Genomic DNA, 19,021 nt, shown 5'->3' with positions numbered 1-19,021 from the left:
GCGGTCGGCACCATGCCCGACGGCGGCGCGTCAGCCCAGACGCGCGCGCAGCGTGGTCACGACGGGGGCCAGGAGCGCGACGCCCGCGGCGAGGCCGGCCGCGACCGCGACCGTGGTGTCGACCAGCGGGCCGTCCGCCCGCCCGACGGCGATCCAGCCGAGCCCCCAGGCCATGGCCAGCCCGATCCCGACCGCGACCACGGGCCGCCCCGCCGCGAAGACCGCGTAGGCGACGGCCAGGACCGCACCGGCCAGGACGACGAGCACGCCCCAGGCGGTCGCACCGAGGCCCAGGTCCACGCCTGCGTCGGCGAGCGTCGCAGCGACGTTCGCGAGCGTGGCCACGCTGGCCCAGCCCAGGTAGAGGCCGACGGTGCCGTCCAGGACGACAGCCTGCAGGGCGTTCGTGGGAGGGGTCCGGACGAGCCGCACGAGGATCACGGCGAGCACCGCGACGAGGACACCGATCACCAGGACGCTGAGCGGCAGGACCCCCGTCTGGACGACGCCGATCCACGCGGCGTTGAGCAGCATCGAGGCCAGGACCCACCAGGACACGGCGCGCAGCCGGGTGTCGGCGGCGTGGCGCGGGAGCGCCTGGTGGACCGCGAAGACCGCGAGCCCGAGGTAGATCAAGGACCAGATCGAGAACGCCGGGCCGTCGGGGGCGACCACGGTCGCGTCGGCCGCCAGGGCTCCCCCGGCGGCGTCCTGGATCGCCTGGCCCCCGAACGCGCCGGACCCGAAGGCGGCCCCCACGATCGCGACCACGGCCCCGACGAGGACCGTGACCTGACGGACCCGGTCGGAGGTCGTGGTGACCTCGACCGGCTGGGACGTGGCGGTGTGTCGGTCGGTGCTCATGCCTCCCAGCATGCCAACGCTCAGCAGGCTGAGCATCTGGGGCGCACCCGGCTGGCGCCGGGGTTCTCCGACCGGTTACGCTCCGGCGCCAGCAGATCGCCGCGTCGCGGCCCGCCGTCGGAGAACCAGATGAACAGCATGCTGCGAGCGGCCCTCGGCGCCCTCGTCCGCCTCCTTGCCCCCGGGGCCGAGGCCTCGGGAGGACCGACGACGGAATCGGCAGGGCTTACGGCGGATCCGGCACCGACGACCGACCGGACCTTCGTCGAGCAGCAGTACGTCTCACCGATGTGGGAGCACGGCCACGTGCCGATGTCGCTCGATCTGTTCGGGGCGTTCGGCCGCGTCCTCGACGCCCGGGAAGAGGCGCCGGGTGCGGAGCAGCCGTCGTAGATCCTCGACAGCTGCTCCGCGCTCGGCGGACGGGCGGACGGCTCAGGACAGCGGCTGCCGCCCCGCCCACTCGATCAGCGTGGTCCGAGGCCCCGTGAAGAACGGCGTCTCCTCACGCACGTGGCGGCGCGCCTCGGTGGCCCGCAGCTCGCGCATGAGGTCGACGATGCGGTGCAGCTCTGCGGCCTCGAAGGCCAGGAGCCACTCGTAGTCGCCGAGCGCGAACGACGCGACCGTGTTGGCGCGCACGTCCGGGTAGTCGCGCGCCGCGAGGCCGTGGTCGCGCAGCATGGTGCGGCGCTCGGCGTCGGGCAGCAGGTACCAGTCGTACGAGCGCACGAACGGGTACACGCACAGGTACGCCCCGGGCTCCTCGTTCATGAGGAACGCCGGGACGTGGCCCCGGTTGAACTCGGCCGGGCGGTGCAGCGCGGCGTTCGACCAGACGGGCTCGAGGTGACGGCCGAGGTCGCTGGCGCGCAGGCGCTGGTAGGCACCCTGGACCGACTCGATGCTCGGGCCGTGCCACCACACCATGAGGTCGGCGTCGGAGCGCAGGCCGCCCACGTCGTACCAGCCGCGGACCACGAGGTCGCCGTCGACGGCCGACGGGTCGTCGCCGCCGCCCACCGCGGCGAGCGCGGCCTCGACCATCTCGGTGCGCTCGGCGGGGTCCGCCGGCAGCGACTCGGCCAGCGCGAAGACCGACCACATGGTGTAGCGGATCGCGTCGTTGATCTGCTCGTGGTCCACGGGGACGCGGTGCGCGTCGTTCATCGTCGTGCCTCTCTCGGTGCGGGAGCCCCGGTGACGTCGGCGTCCCGAGGGCGGGTCGTGGCGACCGGGGGCCGCCGTGTGGTCGGGGTCAGCGGTGCAGGTCGGTGCTGCACAGCGCAGGGATGCCGCTGGGCTCGCCGTCGCGTCGCAGACAGCAGTCCGGTGCGCACACCGAACGGAACGGGCCGAGCTCACCGACGACCGCCTCGGTGAACTTCTCGTCGCGCGCGATGGCCGCGCGCTCGAGGATCAGGTCCACCAGGCCGGCCACGAACGGGGCGCGGGTCCCCACGGTCCCTGCCCGCACCGCGGTGATCCCGAGGCGCGACGCGGTCTCCATGGCCTCGGTGTCGAGGTCGTACGCGACCTCCATGTGGTCCGACACGAAGCCGATGGGCGAGAGCACGACGTTCGTGACGTCGTCGGCCGCGAGCGACTCGAGGTGGTCGTTGACGTCCGGCTCGAGCCACGGCTGCGCGGGCGGGCCCGAGCGCGAGCAGAACGTCAGGTTCCACTCGACCTCGTGGCCGAGACGTGCCGAGACCTCCTCGGCGACGACGCGGGCCAGGTCGAGGTGCTGGCGCGAGTAGGTCGCGTGCGAGATGCGCGACGCGGCCTCCATGGTCAGCGGGATGGAGTGCGTGACGAACACGAGGCGCGCCTCGGCGACGTCGCCCCCCTTAGCCGCGAGCGCCTCGTAGCCCTCGAGCACGGCGTCGATGTTGGCCTGCGCGAACCCGGGGTGGTTGAAGTACGAGCGCACCTTGTCGAACTGGATGCCGGTCGAGCCGTCGGGGCCGAGCTCACCGCGGGCGTCGAGCGTGAGCGCGAGGTCCTCGCGGTACTGACGGCACCCGGAGTAGGACGAGAAGGCCGAGGTCACGAGGGCCACGACGCGCTGGGCGCCCGCACCGGCGAGCTGCTCGACGGCGTCGCGCGTGTACGGCTCCCAGTTGCGGTTGCCCCACACGACGGGCAGGTCGATCCCGCGCGAGGCGAGCTCTTCCTCGAGCGCGGCCTTGAGGGCCAGGTTCTGCTCGTTGATGGGGCTCTTGCCGCCGAACCCGTAGTAGTGCTCGCCGACCTCCTCGAGGCGCGAGTCGGGGATCCCCTTGCCGACCGTGACGTTGCGCAGGAACGGCACGACGTCCTCGGGCTTGTTGGGCCCTCCGAACGAGTACAGGAGGAGGGCGTCGTAGGGGCGGACTTCTGCGGCAGCGGCAGGAGCGGTGCTGGTCCGTGCACCGGGTCCGGCGGCCGTCGTCTGGGGCGAGAACGAGGGCATGTCGCCATCATGTCAGGCGTTCCTGGAGGTTCTTCGCCGGAGCCGGACGACCCCGACGTGACATTGACGGGACAGATCGTCAGAACAGCTGCGGGCGGTCGGCGAGGCCGCGGCCCGCGGTGCGGGAGCGGTTGCGCGGGCGCCGGGCGGGCCTGCGCCCGGGGCGGGCCTGCGCCCGGGGCGGGAACCGCGCCTCAGACCGTGCCGAGACTGTCGCGGAACCGACGCGGGCCCCCGGGATAATCCGCGAGATACGGCGGACGGGGGTCGGAAGGCATCCTCCGACCCCCGTTCACCGCATCTCGCGAACGACCGACCGTGCGCCAGCTCGGCTGTGCGACCGGGCGAGCGCACGGCGGTCGGCGCACCAGGTGACCCACCCGGCGCACCGGCGCACTCCGTGCCTCCCGGCTACCCCTTGACCGCTCCCCCGAGCCCCGCACCCTGGAGGAACGTGCGCTGGAACACGAGGAACAGCAGCACGGGGATGATGGTCGAGATCGCGAGCGCCGCGAGGAACACGCCCTTGTCGGTCGTGGCCGCGATCGCGGGCAGGCGCACCGACAGCGGCTGGATCAGCGGGTCCTTGAGGACCAGGAGCGGCCAGAGGAAGTCCTTCCAGCTCGCGATGATCGCGAACACCGAGACCACGCCCAGGATGGGCTTGGACATGGGCAGCACGATCGACCAGAACAACCGGTAGGGCCCCGCGCCGTCGACCCGCGCGGCCTCGAAGACCTCGCGCGGCAGGTTGTCGAAGAAGCGCTGCACGAGCAGCACGTTGAACGCGCTCGCGCCCGCCGGCAGCCACACGGCCCAGAAGCTGTTGATGAGGGAGGTGCCCAGCAGGGGTGGGTTCAGGATCGTCAGGTACAGCGGGACGAGCAGCACCACGGCCGGGATGAACATGGTCGACAGCACCGCTGCCTGGATCGCCTTGCCGTAGCGCGGGCGCAGGACCGACAGCGCGTAGCCGGCGGTCGTCGCGACGACCATCTGCACGGCCCAGGAGCCGAGCGCGAGCCAGATCGTGTTGAAGAAGTACTTGCTGATCTGGACCTCGTTCCACGCCTTGTCGAGGTTGTCCCAGGCGATGCCGTTCGGGAAGATCGCCATGGGCGTGCGCAGGATGTCCTGGGTGGGCGTGATCGCGAACTTGGCGAGCAGCAGCATGGGCCCGAGCCCCGCGACGACGAGCAGCACGAGCAGCAGGACGTGCGTGCCGCCCATCCCGAAGCGCACCGAGGGGCGGCGCCAGTCCGCGGTCGACACCGCGCCGCGGTCGGCCACTGCGTCCAGCGCCCGACGACGGTTCTTGCGTTCGCGCGCCGCGTCGCCCTCGCGTCGGGTCAGCAGGGCCTTCTCGGCGAGCGCGGCCATCGAGCCGCCCGCCTGGGCCGAGACCTCCTCGGCCGGAGGGTACGTGCCGGGGCGCGCCGCGCCGTCGGGCAGGTCACCGGGCGTGGCCCCGCGCCCCGCGGGGGACGTGCCGCCCGAGGCGGCAGGACGGTCTGTGCGCGAGGTCGTCATGAGGTGCTCCAGGACCGGGTCAGGCGGAAGTACAGGGCGGAGAAGGCCGCGAGTGCGAGCGCGAGCATGAGCGACAGCGCGGTCGCGGCGCCGTAGTTGCCGCCCAGGCTGTTCGCGAACGCGTAGTTGTAGATGAGCAGCAGGATCGTGATGGTCGAGTTCGCGGGGCCGCCGCCCGTGAACAGGTACGGCTCGAGGAACACCTGCGCGGTCCCGATGATCTGCAGGATCAGGGTGATGAACAGGACGCCGCGCAGCTGGGGCATGGTCACGTGCCACACCTTGCGCCACACGCCCGCGCCGTCGACCTCGGCCGCGTCGTAGAGCTCGGGCGGGACGCTCGTGAGGGCCGCGAGGTAGATGATGATCGTGCCGCCCGCGCCGGCCCACGTGGCCGCGAGGACGAGAGAGGGCATCGCGGTCGACGCGTCCTGGAGCCACGGGTACGGCCCCAGGCCCACCCAGCCGAGGATCGTGTTGAACACGCCGTTGGGGCTGCCGTCGTAGAAGAACTTCCACAGCAGGACCGCCACGACGGGCGGGACCACGACCGGCAGGTAGGCCAGCGCCGAGTACAACCCCTTGTACCGCCGCACCTCGCTCATGAGCACCGCGGCCACGAGCGGGATCGGGTAGCCGAACAGGAGCGCGAGGAACGCGAAGTAGGCCGTGTTCTTGACCGCGGTCCACAGCAACGGGTCGGCCAGGACGTACCGGAAGTTGTCGAGCCCCACGAACTGGGTGTCGACGAGGTTGGTCTCCTGCACGCTCATGATGAGCGCGCGCACGATGGAGAACCACGAGAAGACCCCGAAGATCACGATCACGGGCAGCAGGAAGATCAGGTTGCTGAGCCCGCCGCCGCGCACCCAGGTCGCGGGCGACCGTCGTCGGGCGGGCTTGTCGGCAGGCGCTTCGTGGCGTCTGCGCGGTGGTGCACTGGTCGCGGTCACGAGGGGTCCTTCGGGTCAGGGAGAAGAGGAGGATTCCCGGTCGGTCGCAGGGGCGCCCACGACCGACCGGGAGCATGAGTGCCAGGATCCGGGCCACCCGCTCTCACGAGCTCCGGGCGAGCCCCGGGAGGGGATGCGGCAGACGTGCCCGGGCCGCCCGCTCTCACGAGCTCCGGGTGAGCCCGGGCGAGACAGGGTTGCCGGCCGGGAGGGGATGCGGGGGACGGGGCCGGGCCGTGGCGGGTCTGGCGGGAGGCCGAGGAACGAGGCCGGATGGAAGGCCCGGCCCCGTCCCCCGCGTCACCTCACCCAGCACGTCACCCCTGGTCGAGCAGAGCCTGTGCCTGCTTGTTCGCGTCCGCCAGCAGCTTGTCGATGTCAGCGTTCTGGTCGGTCAGCACGGCCTGGACGACGGGGTCGATGAGCGCGTAGATCTCCTGCGTCTTCTGCGACGGCTCACCGACGAGGGGCAGGTCGAACATGGTGTCGGTGTACCCGGTCATCTGGTTCAGCGGGACGTTGATGTAGTCCTTGATCCATTCCTGGTTCTCCAGGTACTGCTCCTTGCTGAACATGGGGAGCACGGGGGTGCCGACGGGCTGGTCGCTCGCGACGAGCGTCTGGGCGTCCTTGACGGCGGCGTCCTGGTCGACGAGCTTGTTGAGGTAGAAGAAGTCGATCCACTTGACGGCGGCGGCCTTCTTGTCGTCGGTGGCCTTGGCGGGCATCGCGGCGAGCGTGCCGCCCGTGAGGACGCCGGCGTCGTCGCCGTCGAGCGGGAGGGCGGTGAGGCCGTAGGTCGCGGGGTCGAGCCCGTTGGACTGGACCATCGAGGTGTAGACGTCGGAGCCCGACGTGTACATGCCGACCTGGCCTGCGGCGAAGGCCTCGTTCATGGTGCCCCAGTCGAGCAGGAAGTTGCTGCCCATGGAGTTGTCCTCCCAGCGCAGGGCTTGGAGGAACTCGAGGGCTTCCTTGGTGCCGTCGTTGTCGAGCGACTCGGTGGCCTTGCCGTCGTCGCCGACCTCCTGGACGCGTCCGCCGCGCGAGTAGGTGTTGACGGTGAGCTGCCAGCCGCCCGTGTTGTTCTGGGTCATCTGGGCGTAGCCGGCGACGCCGGGGTTGGCGTCGGCGATCTTCTTGGCGTACTCGCGGACCTGGTCCCAGGTGGTGGGCGGGGAGTCGGGGTCGAGGCCTGCGGACTCGAACAGGGCCCGGTTGTAGTGCAGGCCGACGCCGTAGACGTTCTTGGCGGGGATCGCGTAGACGTGGCCGTCGGGGCCGGTCCCTGCCTCGATGATCGCGGGGTTGAACTTGTCGGCGTACGGCAGGGTGCGGAACTGGGTGTCGAGGTCGGCGATCTGCTTGTTCTCGACGAGGGTCTTGGCGTCGGTGAACGGGATCTCGAACACGTCGGGCAGGGTGCCGCCGGCGAGCTGGGCGGCGAACGTGGTCGCCTTCCACTCGTACTCCTCGGGCACGACGTCGATGTCGGGGTTGGCGTCCTCGAACTGCTTGACCTGCTCGTTGAAGGCGTCGATGGCCTCGGGCTCGGAGCCGGGCAGCAGGGAGACGACCTTGAGGGTGGTCTTCCCGTCGGCGGACTCTCCGTCGCCCTCGCCCGAGCCGGAGCTCGAGCAGGCGGCGAGGGCGGTGGCGGTGAGGGCCCCCACGAGGGTGAGGGCGATCGCGCGGCGTGTGGACTTCATTGTCTCTGCTCCTTGTGCGGGCGGGTGTGCTGGGCGGTGCTGCCCAGCGCGGTTGCGGTGGTGGGTGCGGGTGGGTGGGCTGGTCAGGTCGGGGTGGTGCCGGTCGTGTGGCCGGGCGGGGTGCGCCGGAGCCACGCGGCCGTGTCGGTGGGCAGCTCTGCGCCGGCGGCGCCCTGCTCGAGGTCGGCGCTCGCCAGGAGCACGTCGTACCCTGCGGGCAGCGGGACGGCGGGGCCGAGGTTGACGAGGCACAGCACGTCGTCGCGCGTGAACGCGAGCACCTGGTCGCTCGTCGCCTCGCCGGGCAGGACGTCCGCCCAGGCGAAGTCGCCGCGGAACGCGGGGTCGCCGTGACGGAGCGCGAGGACGCGGCGGTAGAGGCTGAGCATCGACGTGTCGTCGTCGGCCTGTGCCTCGACGGACAGGTCGCCCCACCCGGCCGGCTGGGGCAGCCAGGGGTGAGCGCCGCCGTCGGGCCCGAACCCGTGGCTGCTCCCGCCGCGCGTCCACGGCAGGGGGACGCGGCAGCCGTCGCGGCCGGGGTCCACTCCCCCGGACCGGAAGTGCATGGGGTCGTTGATGACGTCGAGCGGGAGGTCCTCGACCTCGGGCAGGCCGAGCTCGTCGCCCTGGTAGACGTACAGCGAGCCGGGCAGGGCGGCGGAGAGCAGGGCGGCGGCCCGGGCCCGACGGCGCCCCGCGGCCAGGTCTGTCGGCGTGCCGAAGCGCTTGGCGGGGAAGGCGAACGCGCTGTCCTCGCGGCCGTAGCGCGTCACGGGGCGGGTCACGTCGTGGTTGGACAGGACCCACGTGGCGGGGGCGCCGACGGGGGCGTGCGCGTCGAGCGTCGTCTGGACGGACTCGCGCAACGACTTGGCGTCCCAGGGACGGGCCATGAAGTCGAAGTTGAACGCGGTGTGCATCTCGTCGGGGCGCAGGTACTGCGCGAACCGGGCACGGTCGGCGAGCCAGACCTCGCCCACCAGGACGCGCGGCTCGTCGTAGGACTCGGCGACGGCACGCCAGCCGCGGTAGATGTCGTGGATCTCGTCGCGGTCGACGTGGGGGTGCTCGCCCGGGCCGGGGTGGGCCGGGACCTCGGGGAGCGTCGCGTCCTTGACGAGCAGGGCGGCGGAGTCGATGCGGATGCCGGCGGCACCGCGGTCGAACCAGAAGCGCAGGATGTCCTCGTGCTCGCGCCGGACGTCGGGGTGGTTCCAGTTGAGGTCCGGCTGCTCGGGCGTGAACAGGTGCAGGTACCACTCGCCGGGCGTCCCGTCGGGGTTCGTGGTGCGGGTCCAGGTGGTGCCCTGGAAGTCGGAGACCCAGTGCGTGGGCATCTCGTCGCCGCCCGGGCCCTTGCCGGGGTGGAACCAGAAGCGCTCGCGCTCGGGCGATCCGGGGCCTGCGTCGAGCGCGGCCTGGAACCAGCGGTGCGCGGCCGAGACGTGGTTGGGCACGACGTCGACGATCGTGCGGATGCCCAGGTCGCGGGCCTCGGCGATGAGCTGTTCGGCCTCGGTGAGGGTGCCGAACTGCGGGTCGATCTCGCGGTAGTCCGCGACGTCGTAGCCGCCGTCGGCGAGCGGGGACAGGTACCAGGGGGTGAACCAGATCGCGTCGACGCCCAGGTCCCGCAGGTACGGCAGGTGCTGTCGCACGCCGGCCAGGTCTCCCGTGCCGTCGCCGTCGCCGTCCGCGAAGCTGCGCACGTACACCTGGTAGATGACTGCGTCCCGCCACCAGGTGGGGTCGGCCGTCGTTCGGGTCGAGTCGTCCTCGCGCACCGTGTCCTCGTCTTCCGTCCGTCCCGTTCAGCGATGAACGGGTGCTCTGCGTCGAGCGCGGCGTCCCGGGTGGGCGTGCCGCTGGACTCCTGATCCGTGGATCCGTCGTCTTGGGCATCAACGTAATCAGTCGACAGGTTACGCGCAAGAACTCGACAATAGCGTTATCGAAACGCGACCTTGTGCGGTAGGTAGGGCGACTCCTGAACGGCGCGCTGCTGAGTGCGGAGTTCTCGTGCGACTCGCCGGGCGTGTCCCGCAAGAACTCCGCACCCACGAGCAGCGCGGGGCACGACGAAGGGCGCCGCCCCGGGTTCCCCCAGGGCGGCGCCCTCTCGGTGCCGCGGTACCGCTCGCCTAGCGGGTACCGCTCGTGTTCAGCGGCGCGGTCGAGGCACGCACCACGAGCTCGGGCTCGAACAGCAGCTCGTCGCGCGACACGTCGGCCCCCGCGATCATGCTCGCAAGCAGGTCGACGGCCGCGCGCCCCATGGGCTCGATGGGCTGGCGGACGGTCGTGAGCGCGGGATCGGTCGAGTTCATGAGCGACGAGTCGTCGTAGCCGACGACCGACACGTCGGTCGGGACCTCCTTGCCCGCCCGGCGCACGGCCCGGATCGCGCCGAGCGCGAGCGGGTCGCTCGCGCACACGATCGCGGTGGCCCCTGCTTCGAGGAGCCGCACCGAGGCGGCCTGGCCGCTCTCGAGCGAGTACTGGCTGTGCTGGACGAGCGCCGGGTCGATGGTCACACCGTGGCGCGCGGCGAGCGCGTGCGCCGCCGCGAGCTTGCGCTCGGACGGGATGTGGTCGGCGGGGCCGAGCAGGAACCCGATCCGGCGGTGCCCCAGGGACAGGACGTGCCCGAGCGCCTGGTTCATGGCGACGACGTCGTCGCACGAGACCCGCGGGAAGTCGAGCGACTCGATCGAGGCGTTCATGAGGACCACGGGCAGGTTGCGCTCGGCCAGGCGCCGGTACGGCTCGTGGTCGGCCTCTCGCTGCGCGTAGAAGCCGCCTGCGAAGAGCACGCCCGAGACCTGCTGGCCGAGCAGCAGGTCGATGTACTCGGACTCGGTGATGCCGCCCGCGGTGCGCGTGCAGAGCACCGGCGTGAACCCCTGCTGGGCCAGCGCACCACCGATGACCTCGGCGAACGCGGGGAAGATGGGGTTCGCGAGCTCGGGGAGGACGAGGCCGACGAGCCGGCCTCTCTCACCGCGCAGCTTGGTGGGGCGCTCGTACCCGAGCACGTCGAGGGCCGTGAGGACGGAGTCGCGCGTCGCCTGGGAGACACCCGGCTTGCCGTTGAGCACGCGGCTGACCGTGGCCTCGCTGACGCCGACCTTCTTGGCCACCTCGGCAAGTCGTCTGGACATGCTGCTGACTATACGCAGCGCGCAAGCCGCTTGCGTTCACTTGCGCAACCGTGAGCGACCCTGCGGATCCTCTCGGTGCGGTCAGCGACCCCGCGTCACGGTGTGCCCCGCGTCGGTCAGCACGTCGGCGGCGGCCTGGACCGAGTCCTCGGGGACCAGCACGAGGTCCGCGTGGAACGTCGAGGCGACGAACACCGAGATGCTCGCCTCGGCGAGCGGCCCGACGATCGCCGCGAGCATGCCGGGCTTGCCCAGCCCGTGGGGGTCGCCGTAGAACCCTGCCCAGCGGTCGCCGCCGCCACCGAAGGGCGAGGCCTCGCGCAGGACCGTCAGTCCCTCGGGCGCACGCACGAGCGCGACCCACTCGTCGTCGTCGGGGAACGCGGCGTGGGGCTCGTGCGCGAGCGTGAAGAACGTGTCGAGGAGGCGCAGCTTCTGGGCGGGCATGCCCGCGAGCCTAGGGCGCGCCACCGACACGCAGATCGTCACGGCGGTCGTCGTGCAGTGCACAACAACCCGTGTGCGCGGCACACCGCGAGCGCCTCGCCGTGGTTAGGCTCGACGGGTGAGCGCCCCCACCCTCTCGCCCGGGCTCCTGCCCGCGCCCGTGAGCCTTCAGCCCGCCACCGGCACCTTTCCGCTGACCGACGGCACGCCCGTCCGCACGGACCCGGCCCTCGCGGCGGCCGCGCGCTGGTGGCGCCGAACCACCGAGGCCGCGTTCGGCGTGGACCTGCCGTTCCTCGTCGCTCCCGGCACCTCCGCCGTCCCGGCCACCTCGGCGTCCGACGGTCCGTATCCCGCCACCGGGACGCCCGACGACGCAGCCCGCCCGGGCGTGACCCTCGCCCTCGACGCGTCGCGCCCCGCGGGCGGCTACCGCCTCGAGATCACCCCGCAGGCCGTGCTGCTCACGGCTGCCGACGTGGCCGGTGCCCACGCGGGCGTCCAGACCCTGCGCCAGCTCGCGGGCCCGCAGGCCTACCGGACGGCTCCGACCGACGCGGCCCCCGAGGACCCGGCGAGCGCCGTCCGTCTGCCCGCCCTCACGATCGAGGACCGTCCGCGCTTCGGCTGGCGCGGGGTCCTGCTCGACGTCGCGCGGCACTTCCTGCCCCAGCGCGAGGTGCTGCGGTTCATCGACCTCGCGGCCGCGCACAAGCTCAACGTGGTCCAGCTCCACCTCACGGACGACCAGGGCTGGCGCATGCAGGTCCACCGCTACCCGCTCCTCACGGAGGTCGGCGGCTGGCGCACCGAGTCGAACGTCGGGACGTGGCGCACGGGGGTCTTCGACGGGCGCCCGCACGGCGGCTTCTACACCCAGGACGACCTGCGCGAGATCGTCGCCTACGCGCGTGAGCGGGGCGTCGTCGTCGTGCCGGAGATCGACGCTCCCGGGCACGTCGAGGCGGCCGTCGCGGCCTACCCGTTCCTCGGGACCCGCAAGACCCCGCACACGGTGCGCACCACGTGGGGCGTGAGCACCGAGGTGCTCGACCCGTCTGACGAGGCGCTCGAGTTCTTCACGAACGTGCTGGACGAGGTCTGCGACGTCTTCGACTCCCCCTGGATCGCGATCGGCGGCGACGAGGTCCCCACGACGCTGTGGCGCGAGAACCCCGCGATCGTGGCCCTCGCCGAGCAGCGCGGCCTCGCGGACGTCGCGGACCTCGCGGGCTGGTTCCTGGCCCGCCTGAGCGAGCACGTCACGGCCAGGGGACGCCGGGCGGTCGTGTGGGACGAGGGCTTCGGCGAGCAGCTCCCGCGTGACGTCGTCGTGACCGCGTGGCGCGGTTTCACGGTGGGAGCCCACGCGCTCGAGGCGGGCAACGACGTCGTCATGGCCCCCGAGCAGGTCGTCTACCTCGACCATCGCGCAGGCGACGGCGAGGACGAGCCCGTCCCCGTCGGCTTCCTCCGCACGGTCGAGGACGTCTACGCGTTCGACCCGTTCCCGGCCGAGGTCCTGGCGCAGCACCCGGGCCTCGACGCGGCGCCCGGACGCCTGCTGGGCGCCCAGGCCGAGGTGTGGTCGGAGCACCTCGACTCGCCGCGCCGCGTGGACTACGCGGCGTTCCCGCGCCTCGCGGCGTTCGCGGAGGTCGTCTGGAGCCCGACGGCGGAGCGCACCCCGGGCGCTCCTGCCTCGGCCGAGTTCCTCGCGCGGCTCGAGCACGACCACCTGCCGCGCCTCGACGCGGCGGGGGTCGAGTACCGTCCGCTCGACGGGCCGAAGCCCTGGCAGCAGCGCCCCGGCGTGCACGGGTTCCTGCGCCACCTCGACCAGGAGATGGCTGCGGGCGGCTGGGCCGGCGTGGGCGGCTGGGTCGAGGGACGCGACGCGAGCTCGGAGGGGCAGGCATGAGCGCGGCACAGGCGTCGGCGGGCACTCAGGGCAAGGGTGAGCCCGGCGAGGGCGAGCCCGGCGAGGGCGAGCCCGGCACCGGCGTGACGCTCGTCGTCCGCGGGGCGCGGCTCACGGCCCCGGGCGGGCTGACCGCACCGGTCGACCTGCTGGTCGCCGGAGACGTGATCGACGACGTCGTCCCGGCGGGCAGCGTGCCCGTCCCCGCGGGGGCGCTCGTGATCGAGGCCGCGGGCCGCATCGCGTTCCCCGGCTTCGTCGACGCCCACGTGCACGGCGAGGCCGCAGTCCTGGACCCGGACGTGCAGCTCGCGATGCTGCGCCAGGGTGTCACGAGCATCGTCGTGGGGCAGGACGGCGTCTCCTACGCCCCCTCCGCGCGGCAGCCCGTCGCGGACGGGACCCCCGACGCGCACACCTGGGCCACGGGGTACTTCAGCGCGATCAACGGCGAGCACCCCACGTTCCGTGGCGGCTCGGTCGCCGACCTGCTCGCGACGTACGAGGGCACCACTCCCCTCAACGTCGCCTACCTCGTCCCGCACGGCACGCTGCGCTACGCGGTCCTGGGCGGCGCGGCCCGGGCCACGACCCCCGAGGAGACGGGCCGCATGGTCGCCCTGCTGCGCGAGGCCCTCGACGACGGCGCGTGCGGCATGTCCACCGGGCTCGAGTACGCGCCGGCCTCGAACGCGACCGACGACGAGCTGGTCGCGCTGACCCGCGTCCTCGCCGAGCGCGACCTGCCGCACGTGAGCCACATGCGCGGCTACGAGGACAAGGCCGGGACCGCGATGGCCGAGCTCGTCCGGGTCGCCCGGGCGTCGGGCGTCGCGACCCACGTCTCGCACTACCACGGGCCCGCGGACGAGCTCGTCGGCTACGTCGAGGACGCGCACGCGGGCGGGCTCGACGTCACGTTCGACTCCTACCCGTACCTGCGCGGCTGCTCGATCCTCTCGATGGTCTCGCTGCCCACGTGGTTGCCCATCGCGGACCCGGACGCCACGGTCGCGATGCTCCAGGACCCCGACGTCGTCGCGCGCCTCCGAGCCGAGCACTTCCCCGGCCTCGCGGACCTCTGGGAGCGCGTGACCATGGCCGCCGTGCCCGGCGAGCTGCAGTGGAGCGAGGGCATGGCGCTGCTCGACGTCGCCGACCGGCTGGGCCTCGACCCCGTCGAGACGACGCTGCGAATCCTGGTCTCGACCCACCTGTGCGCGGGCTGCGTGTTCGCCCAGCCGCCGACCAACTCCCCCGAGTCGGTCCGGGCGCTGCTCCGGCACCCGGCGCAGATGGGAGGGTCGGACGCGATCTACCAGGGCGGTCGCCCCCACCCGCGCGGCTGGGGAGCGTTCGCGCGCTTCCTCGCCGAGCACGTGCGCACGCTCGGCGACTGGACGTGGCACGACGCCGAGCGGCACCTGTCCGCAGCGGCCGCCGAGCGCTTCGGGTTCGCCGACCGCGGGGTCCTGCGCCCCGGCGCACGCGCCGACGTCGTGCTGCTCGACCCCGAGACCGTGCAGGACGTCGCGACGTACGAGGACCCGCGCCGCCCCGCGACAGGGATCGACGACGTGCTCGTCGCGGGCGTGCCCGTGCTCGCGGGCGGGCAGCCCACCGGCGCGACCCCGGGGCGCGCGCTGCGCCCGACCGCCGCGGCGGCTCGCGCATGACGGCGACCGCGCGGGCCGCCGCTGCGCAGGGAGCCGCGAGCGCCGAGCAGGCTGGTCGAGCGGCCCCGGTGAGCCGGCCGGCGTCCCCCGCAGCGCAGGGCACCGCCGACTCCGCCCGGAACTCGTCCCAGTCGCTCCGCCGCGCCCTGACGATCCTCGACGCCCTGCGTCACGACGCGGCCCGCGGGTTGAGCCTCGTCGAGCTCGCGGACGTGCTGGGCACGCACAAGAGCACGGTCTCGCGCCTGCTGGCGCCGCTCGTCGAGGTCCACCTGGTCCGGCGCACCCCGACCGGACGGTTCGTGCTGGGTGCCGGGACGCTGCGGCTCGGCCAGGCCTACCTCGAGGGGCTCGACCTGCGCACGGTCGCGGAGCCCCACCTCGCGGACCTCATGCGGGCCTCGGGGGCCACGTGCCACCTCGTGGTGCGCGACGGCCTCGACGTCGTCTACATCGACAAGCAGGAGAACACCGCGGTCGTGCGCATGGCCTCGCGGATCGGGCACCGCATGCCGCTGTACTGCACGGGCGTCGGCAAGGCGATCCTCGCCGCGAGCGACGTCGACCTGCTCGAGTCCGTGCTCGAGCACCCGCTGTCGGCCGTGACCGCGCGGACGCTGACGGATCCCGACGCGCTGCGTGCCGAGCTCCGCACGGTCGCCCAGCGCGGCTACGCGATCGACGACCGTGAGAACGAGACCGAGGTGCGCTGCGTCGCGGCCGCCGTCGTCGACCACACGGAGACCGCGATCGGCGCGCTCTCCGTCTCCGCGCTCGCCTCGCACATGCCACCCGCCCGGGTGCGCGAGCTGGGCCCGCTCGTCGTGCAGGCCGCCCGTGCGGTCTCCGCCGGGATGGGCTCCGTGCGCTGCGGCTACGAACCCACCGGGAGGAACGCATGACCGACCCCACCCAGGCCGACCGCCCCACCCAGCCGTCCACCCGCGCGACCGTCCCTGCGGACCCGAGCGTCGTCGTCGGGCCCACGACCAAGGGCCTGCGGCTCGACGCCGAGCGGACCGTCGCGGACGTCCTCGCGGACTCCCCCCGCATCACCGACGACGCCTTCTCCTGGCCGCTGCTGACGCTCGACGACGCGGCCCTCGACCACAACGTGGCCCTCATGGCGCGGCTGTGCGCCGAGCACGGCGTCGAGCACGCGCCGCACGTCAAGACCGCGATGTCGCGCGGGCTCTACGCCCGCCAGGCGCGCGCCGGGGCGTGGGGCGCGACCGTCGCGAACCCCGCGCAGCTCCGCGTGGTGCGCACGTGGGGCGTCGAGCGCGTGTTCCTCGCGAACGAGCTCGTGGACCCGCGCGAGATCGCGTGGCTGCGCCGCGAGCTCGAGGCCTCGGTCGCCCCCGGCGGCACCCCGTTCGAGGTGTGGGTGTACGTCGACTCGATCGAGGGCGTCGGTCTGCTCTCGCGCGGCTTCGCGGGCGCGTCGGACGACGTGGTCGCGGGCCTCGGCGTGCTCGTCGAGATCGGTGTCCCGGGCGGCCGGACGGGCGTGCGGAGCACGGCCGACGCGCTGGGCCTCGCGCGGGCCGTGCGGGCCGCGGGCCTGCGACTGCCCGGGGTCGCCGGGTACGAGGGGTCGGCCGCGGGCGGCACCTCGCCCGAGGACCTGGCCAAGGTCGCGGCGTACTGCCGCGGCCTGCGCGACGTCGCGGCGGCGTTCGTGCGCGAGGGCCTGGTCCCCGACGACGAGCCCGTGGTCGTGACCGCGGGCGGCAGCTCGTTCCTCGACGTCGTGCTCGCCGAGCTGCCCGGGCCGCTCACGGTCGTGGGCACCGGCGGCGGCACCGAGACCACCCGCGACGTGCGCGTCGTCGTGCGCTCGGGGGCCTACCTCACGCACGACCACGGGTTCTGCGCCCGCATGGACCCGTGGGACCGCATCCCGGGCGGCGAGCCCATGCACGCGGCCGCGGTCGTGTGGGGCCAGGTGCTCTCGGTCCCCGAGCCGGGCCTGGTGCTGTGCGGCGTGGGGCGGCGCGACGTGTCCTACGACATCGACCTGCCCACCGCGCTGTGGCTGCGCACGCTCGATGAGAACGGAGGTCTGCGCCCTGCGCACGACCTCGCGGGCGCGCGCGTCACGGGCCTCAACGACCAGCACCTGTACCTCACGGTCGACCCCGCACCCGCGGGCAGCGCCCCGGTCACGACGCAGATCCGGCCCGGCGACGTCGTCGGGTTCGGGATCTCGCACCCGTGCACGCTGTTCTCCACGTGGCGCGTGGCGGCCGTCGTGAGCGACGACGACCAGGTGGTCGACCTGGTCGGCACCGAGTTCTGACCCTGCACGTCCCGGACCGACCAGCACCACCCGCAAGTTCCCGAGAGAAAGAGGCACGATGAGCACCACCAAGTCCCCGATCAGCACCCCGCACGCGCCGGCACCGGCCCACACGTTCCACCAGGGCGTGCGCAAGGGCCCGTTCGTCCAGGTCTCGGGCCAGGGCCCGGTCGACCCCGCGACGAGCGAGTACCTGTTCCCCGGCGACGTCGCGGCGCAGACCACGCGGACCCTGGAGAACGTCAAGGCCATCGTCGAGGGCGCGGGCGCCACGTTCGACGACGTCATGATGCTCCGCGTGTACCTCACCAAGCGTGAGGACTTCTCCGTCATGAACGACGCGTACGGCGCGTTCGTCGAGGCCAACTGCCCGGGCGGCGTGCTGCCGGCCCGCACCACGGTCTTCACGGGGCTGCCCCGCGAGGAGATGCTGGTCGAGATCGACGCGTTCGCGATCACGGACTGACGCTCCCCCACCGTCGAGTGCGTGGTTCGGCTGCGACTCGCCGGGCGTGTCGCAGCCGAACCATGCACTCGACGGAACGCGTGCCGTGGGTGGGCGCGCCTAGCCTGGCCGGATGATCGAGACGCTCGCCATCGAGGGCTACCGCTCGCTGCGCCACCTCGTCCTGCCCCTCGGCCGGCTCACGGTCGTGACGGGTGCCAACGGGGCGGGCAAGTCGAGCCTGTACCGCTCGCTGCGCCTGCTCGCCGAGTGCGCGCTGGGCGGCGCGGTCGGGGCCCTGGCCCGCGAGGGCGGCCTGCCCTCGACGCTGTGGGCCGGGCCGGAGGTGATCGGCCGTGCCGTGCGCGCGGGCGTCCACCCCGTGCAGGGCACGGTCCGCAGCGGCCCGGTCGCGCTGCGCCTGGGCTTCGCGAGCGGCCCGGACCTCCTGCCCGACGGCGCCGCACCGGCGGGTGCGCCCCTCACGGGCGCGTACGGGTACGCGATCGACCTGGGGGGGCTGCCGCAGGACGGCGGGGCGTCGTTCGGCCTGGACCCGGAGATCAAGACCGAGGTCGTGTGGTCGGGTCCCGTGCTGCGCCCCGCGACGCTGGTCGCCGACCGCCACGGCCCGTCGGTCCGGCTGCGCGACGAGGACGGCTCGTGGCAGGTCTCCGGGCGACGCCTGCGGTCGTTCGACAGCATGCTCTCGGAGGTCGTGGACCCCGTAGGAGCCCCCGAGCTCCTGGTCGTGCGCGAGCGTCTGCGGTCCTGGCGCTTCTACGACCAGTTCCGCACCGACGCCCTGGCACCGGCGCGCGGCGCGCACGTCGGCACCCGGACCCCCGTCCTGGCGCACGACGGCGCCGACCTCGCCGCGGCGCTCGAGACGATCCGTGAGCTGGGGCTGGCCGACGAGCTGGACGCCGCGGTCGAGGACGCGTTCCCCGGGTCCACCGTGCGGGTCCGCGTGACGGACGACGGCCGGTTCTCGCTCGAGCTGCGCCAGCACGGCCTGCTGCGTCCCCTCGGCAGCGCCGAGCTGTCGGACGGCACGCTGCGGTACCTGCTGTGGGTCGCTGCGCTCCTCACGCCCCGGCCACCCGAGCTGCTCGTGCTCAACGAGCCCGAGACCAGCCTGCACCCCGAGCTGCTGCCCGCTCTCGGATCGTTGATCGCAAGGGCCGCGCAGCGCACGCAGGTCGTGGTCGTGACCCATTCGGGCGCACTCGTGCGGGCCATGGAGGAGGCGGCGGACGGCTCACGAGCATGGGCACCGTCAGCACCGTCGGCACCGAGCGACCGTTCGGCCGGGCGGACCGGCCGCACCGGTCGCACCGGTCGCACCGGTCGCACCGGTCCGCGCGGCCTCCCTGCGGCGCACGGGGCGCCCGGGCTGCCCGGGCTCGCCCACGTCGAGCTCGTCAAGGAGCTCGGCGAGACGACCGTCGCAGGCCGCGAGGGTCCGCTCGACGAGCCGCTGTGGCACTGGCCGAAGCGCTGAGTGCATGGTTCCGCAGCGACTCGCCGGGCGTGTCGCAGCCGAACCATGCAC

Annotated in this window: 16 protein-coding genes; 7 read left to right on the top strand and 9 right to left on the bottom strand. The window is 73.2% G+C overall.

The features are described from left to right. Positions 1-30: 30 nt before the first annotated feature. A complete protein-coding gene (locus tag ACFWGN_RS10120; RefSeq protein WP_377616736.1) occupies positions 31-864 on the bottom strand; it encodes a tryptophan-rich sensory protein in 834 nt (277 codons plus the stop codon). Here ACFWGN_RS10120 and ACFWGN_RS10115 point away from each other — a divergent pair. Continuing rightward, positions 847-1,257, top strand: a complete 411-nt coding sequence (locus ACFWGN_RS10115) for a hypothetical protein (protein ID WP_377616735.1) — start codon at positions 847-849, stop codon at positions 1,255-1,257. The two genes, ACFWGN_RS10120 and ACFWGN_RS10115, sit on opposite strands and share 18 nt — an antisense overlap. A 42-nt stretch (positions 1,258-1,299) precedes the next feature. Here the strand turns inward: ACFWGN_RS10115 and hemQ are convergent, their stop codons facing one another. The 8 genes from hemQ to ACFWGN_RS10075 all read right to left on the bottom strand — a co-directional run bounded on the left by hemQ (position 1,300) and on the right by ACFWGN_RS10075 (position 11,122). Beyond that, the gene (hemQ, locus tag ACFWGN_RS10110) at positions 1,300-2,034 is read right to left on the bottom strand and encodes a hydrogen peroxide-dependent heme synthase (protein ID WP_191800228.1); all 735 of its coding nucleotides are present in this window, start codon (positions 2,032-2,034) and stop codon (positions 1,300-1,302) included. A gap of 88 nt (positions 2,035-2,122) precedes the next feature. After that, on the bottom strand, positions 2,123-3,319 hold the full coding sequence (locus ACFWGN_RS10105) for a ferrochelatase (protein WP_377616734.1): 1,197 nt from the start codon (positions 3,317-3,319) through the stop codon (positions 2,123-2,125). Positions 3,320-3,730: 411 nt separating this feature from the next. Next, on the bottom strand, positions 3,731-4,699 hold the full coding sequence (locus tag ACFWGN_RS10100; RefSeq protein ID WP_191800602.1) for a carbohydrate ABC transporter permease: 969 nt from the start codon (positions 4,697-4,699) through the stop codon (positions 3,731-3,733). Positions 4,700-4,845: 146 nt separating this feature from the next. Further along, a complete protein-coding gene (locus tag ACFWGN_RS10095) occupies positions 4,846-5,802 on the bottom strand; it encodes a carbohydrate ABC transporter permease (RefSeq protein ID WP_377616733.1) in 957 nt (318 codons plus the stop codon). A gap of 317 nt (positions 5,803-6,119) precedes the next feature. Next, positions 6,120-7,511: an ABC transporter substrate-binding protein gene (locus ACFWGN_RS10090; protein WP_191800232.1), complete on the bottom strand. Its 1,392-nt coding sequence runs from the start codon at positions 7,509-7,511 to the stop codon at positions 6,120-6,122. Between the two features lie 83 nt (positions 7,512-7,594). Beyond that, positions 7,595-9,298: a glycoside hydrolase family 13 protein gene (locus ACFWGN_RS10085; RefSeq protein ID WP_377616732.1), complete on the bottom strand. Its 1,704-nt coding sequence runs from the start codon at positions 9,296-9,298 to the stop codon at positions 7,595-7,597. Between the two features lie 357 nt (positions 9,299-9,655). After that, positions 9,656-10,675 (bottom strand): LacI family DNA-binding transcriptional regulator, encoded by a 1,020-nt coding sequence (locus tag ACFWGN_RS10080; protein ID WP_377616731.1) that lies wholly within the window; start codon positions 10,673-10,675, stop codon positions 9,656-9,658. A gap of 81 nt (positions 10,676-10,756) precedes the next feature. Then, on the bottom strand, positions 10,757-11,122 hold the full coding sequence (locus ACFWGN_RS10075; protein ID WP_377616730.1) for an ACT domain-containing protein: 366 nt from the start codon (positions 11,120-11,122) through the stop codon (positions 10,757-10,759). Between the two features lie 118 nt (positions 11,123-11,240). Between ACFWGN_RS10075 and ACFWGN_RS10070 the strand changes: the two genes are divergently transcribed. From ACFWGN_RS10070 to ACFWGN_RS10045, 6 genes are all read left to right on the top strand, one after another. Further along, positions 11,241-13,043, top strand: a complete 1,803-nt coding sequence (locus ACFWGN_RS10070; RefSeq protein ID WP_377616729.1) for a beta-N-acetylhexosaminidase — start codon at positions 11,241-11,243, stop codon at positions 13,041-13,043. Then, positions 13,040-14,719, top strand: coding sequence for an amidohydrolase family protein (locus ACFWGN_RS10065; protein WP_377616728.1), 1,680 nt, complete (start codon positions 13,040-13,042; stop codon positions 14,717-14,719). Before ACFWGN_RS10070 ends, ACFWGN_RS10065 begins: the two co-directional genes overlap by 4 nt. Continuing rightward, positions 14,716-15,621, top strand: coding sequence for an IclR family transcriptional regulator (locus tag ACFWGN_RS10060; protein WP_377616727.1), 906 nt, complete (start codon positions 14,716-14,718; stop codon positions 15,619-15,621). The genes ACFWGN_RS10065 and ACFWGN_RS10060 overlap by 4 nt, the downstream gene beginning before the upstream one ends. Further along, positions 15,618-17,021, top strand: a complete 1,404-nt coding sequence (locus ACFWGN_RS10055) for an alanine racemase (protein WP_377616726.1) — start codon at positions 15,618-15,620, stop codon at positions 17,019-17,021. Before ACFWGN_RS10060 ends, ACFWGN_RS10055 begins: the two co-directional genes overlap by 4 nt. A gap of 58 nt (positions 17,022-17,079) precedes the next feature. Further along, positions 17,080-17,487: a RidA family protein gene (locus ACFWGN_RS10050; protein ID WP_377616725.1), complete on the top strand. Its 408-nt coding sequence runs from the start codon at positions 17,080-17,082 to the stop codon at positions 17,485-17,487. Positions 17,488-17,599: 112 nt separating this feature from the next. Beyond that, on the top strand, positions 17,600-18,970 hold the full coding sequence (locus tag ACFWGN_RS10045) for an AAA family ATPase (RefSeq protein ID WP_377616724.1): 1,371 nt from the start codon (positions 17,600-17,602) through the stop codon (positions 18,968-18,970). Positions 18,971-19,021 lie beyond the last annotated feature (51 nt).

The organism is Oerskovia sp. NPDC060338, assembly GCF_042726295.1.
GTDB classification, from domain to species: Bacteria; Actinomycetota; Actinomycetes; order Actinomycetales; family Cellulomonadaceae; genus Oerskovia; species Oerskovia merdavium.
This window is presented reverse-complemented; position numbering and strand designations above follow the sequence as displayed.

Coding starts and splice junctions, on each gene's coding strand:
- ACFWGN_RS10120 (WP_377616736.1), bottom strand. CDS start 864: ATGAGCACCGACCGACACACCGCCACGTCCCAGCCGGTCGAGGTCACC.
- hemQ (WP_191800228.1), bottom strand. CDS start 2,034: ATGAACGACGCGCACCGCGTCCCCGTGGACCACGAGCAGATCAACGAC.
- ACFWGN_RS10105 (WP_377616734.1), bottom strand. CDS start 3,319: ATGCCCTCGTTCTCGCCCCAGACGACGGCCGCCGGACCCGGTGCACGG.
- ACFWGN_RS10100 (WP_191800602.1), bottom strand. CDS start 4,699: ATGGCCGCGCTCGCCGAGAAGGCCCTGCTGACCCGACGCGAGGGCGAC.
- ACFWGN_RS10090 (WP_191800232.1), bottom strand. CDS start 7,511: ATGAAGTCCACACGCCGCGCGATCGCCCTCACCCTCGTGGGGGCCCTC.
- ACFWGN_RS10080 (WP_377616731.1), bottom strand. CDS start 10,675: ATGTCCAGACGACTTGCCGAGGTGGCCAAGAAGGTCGGCGTCAGCGAG.
- ACFWGN_RS10075 (WP_377616730.1), bottom strand. CDS start 11,122: ATGCCCGCCCAGAAGCTGCGCCTCCTCGACACGTTCTTCACGCTCGCG.
- ACFWGN_RS10065 (WP_377616728.1), top strand. CDS start 13,040: ATGAGCGCGGCACAGGCGTCGGCGGGCACTCAGGGCAAGGGTGAGCCC.
- ACFWGN_RS10060 (WP_377616727.1), top strand. CDS start 14,716: ATGACGGCGACCGCGCGGGCCGCCGCTGCGCAGGGAGCCGCGAGCGCC.
- ACFWGN_RS10055 (WP_377616726.1), top strand. CDS start 15,618: ATGACCGACCCCACCCAGGCCGACCGCCCCACCCAGCCGTCCACCCGC.
- ACFWGN_RS10050 (WP_377616725.1), top strand. CDS start 17,080: ATGAGCACCACCAAGTCCCCGATCAGCACCCCGCACGCGCCGGCACCG.
- ACFWGN_RS10045 (WP_377616724.1), top strand. CDS start 17,600: ATGATCGAGACGCTCGCCATCGAGGGCTACCGCTCGCTGCGCCACCTC.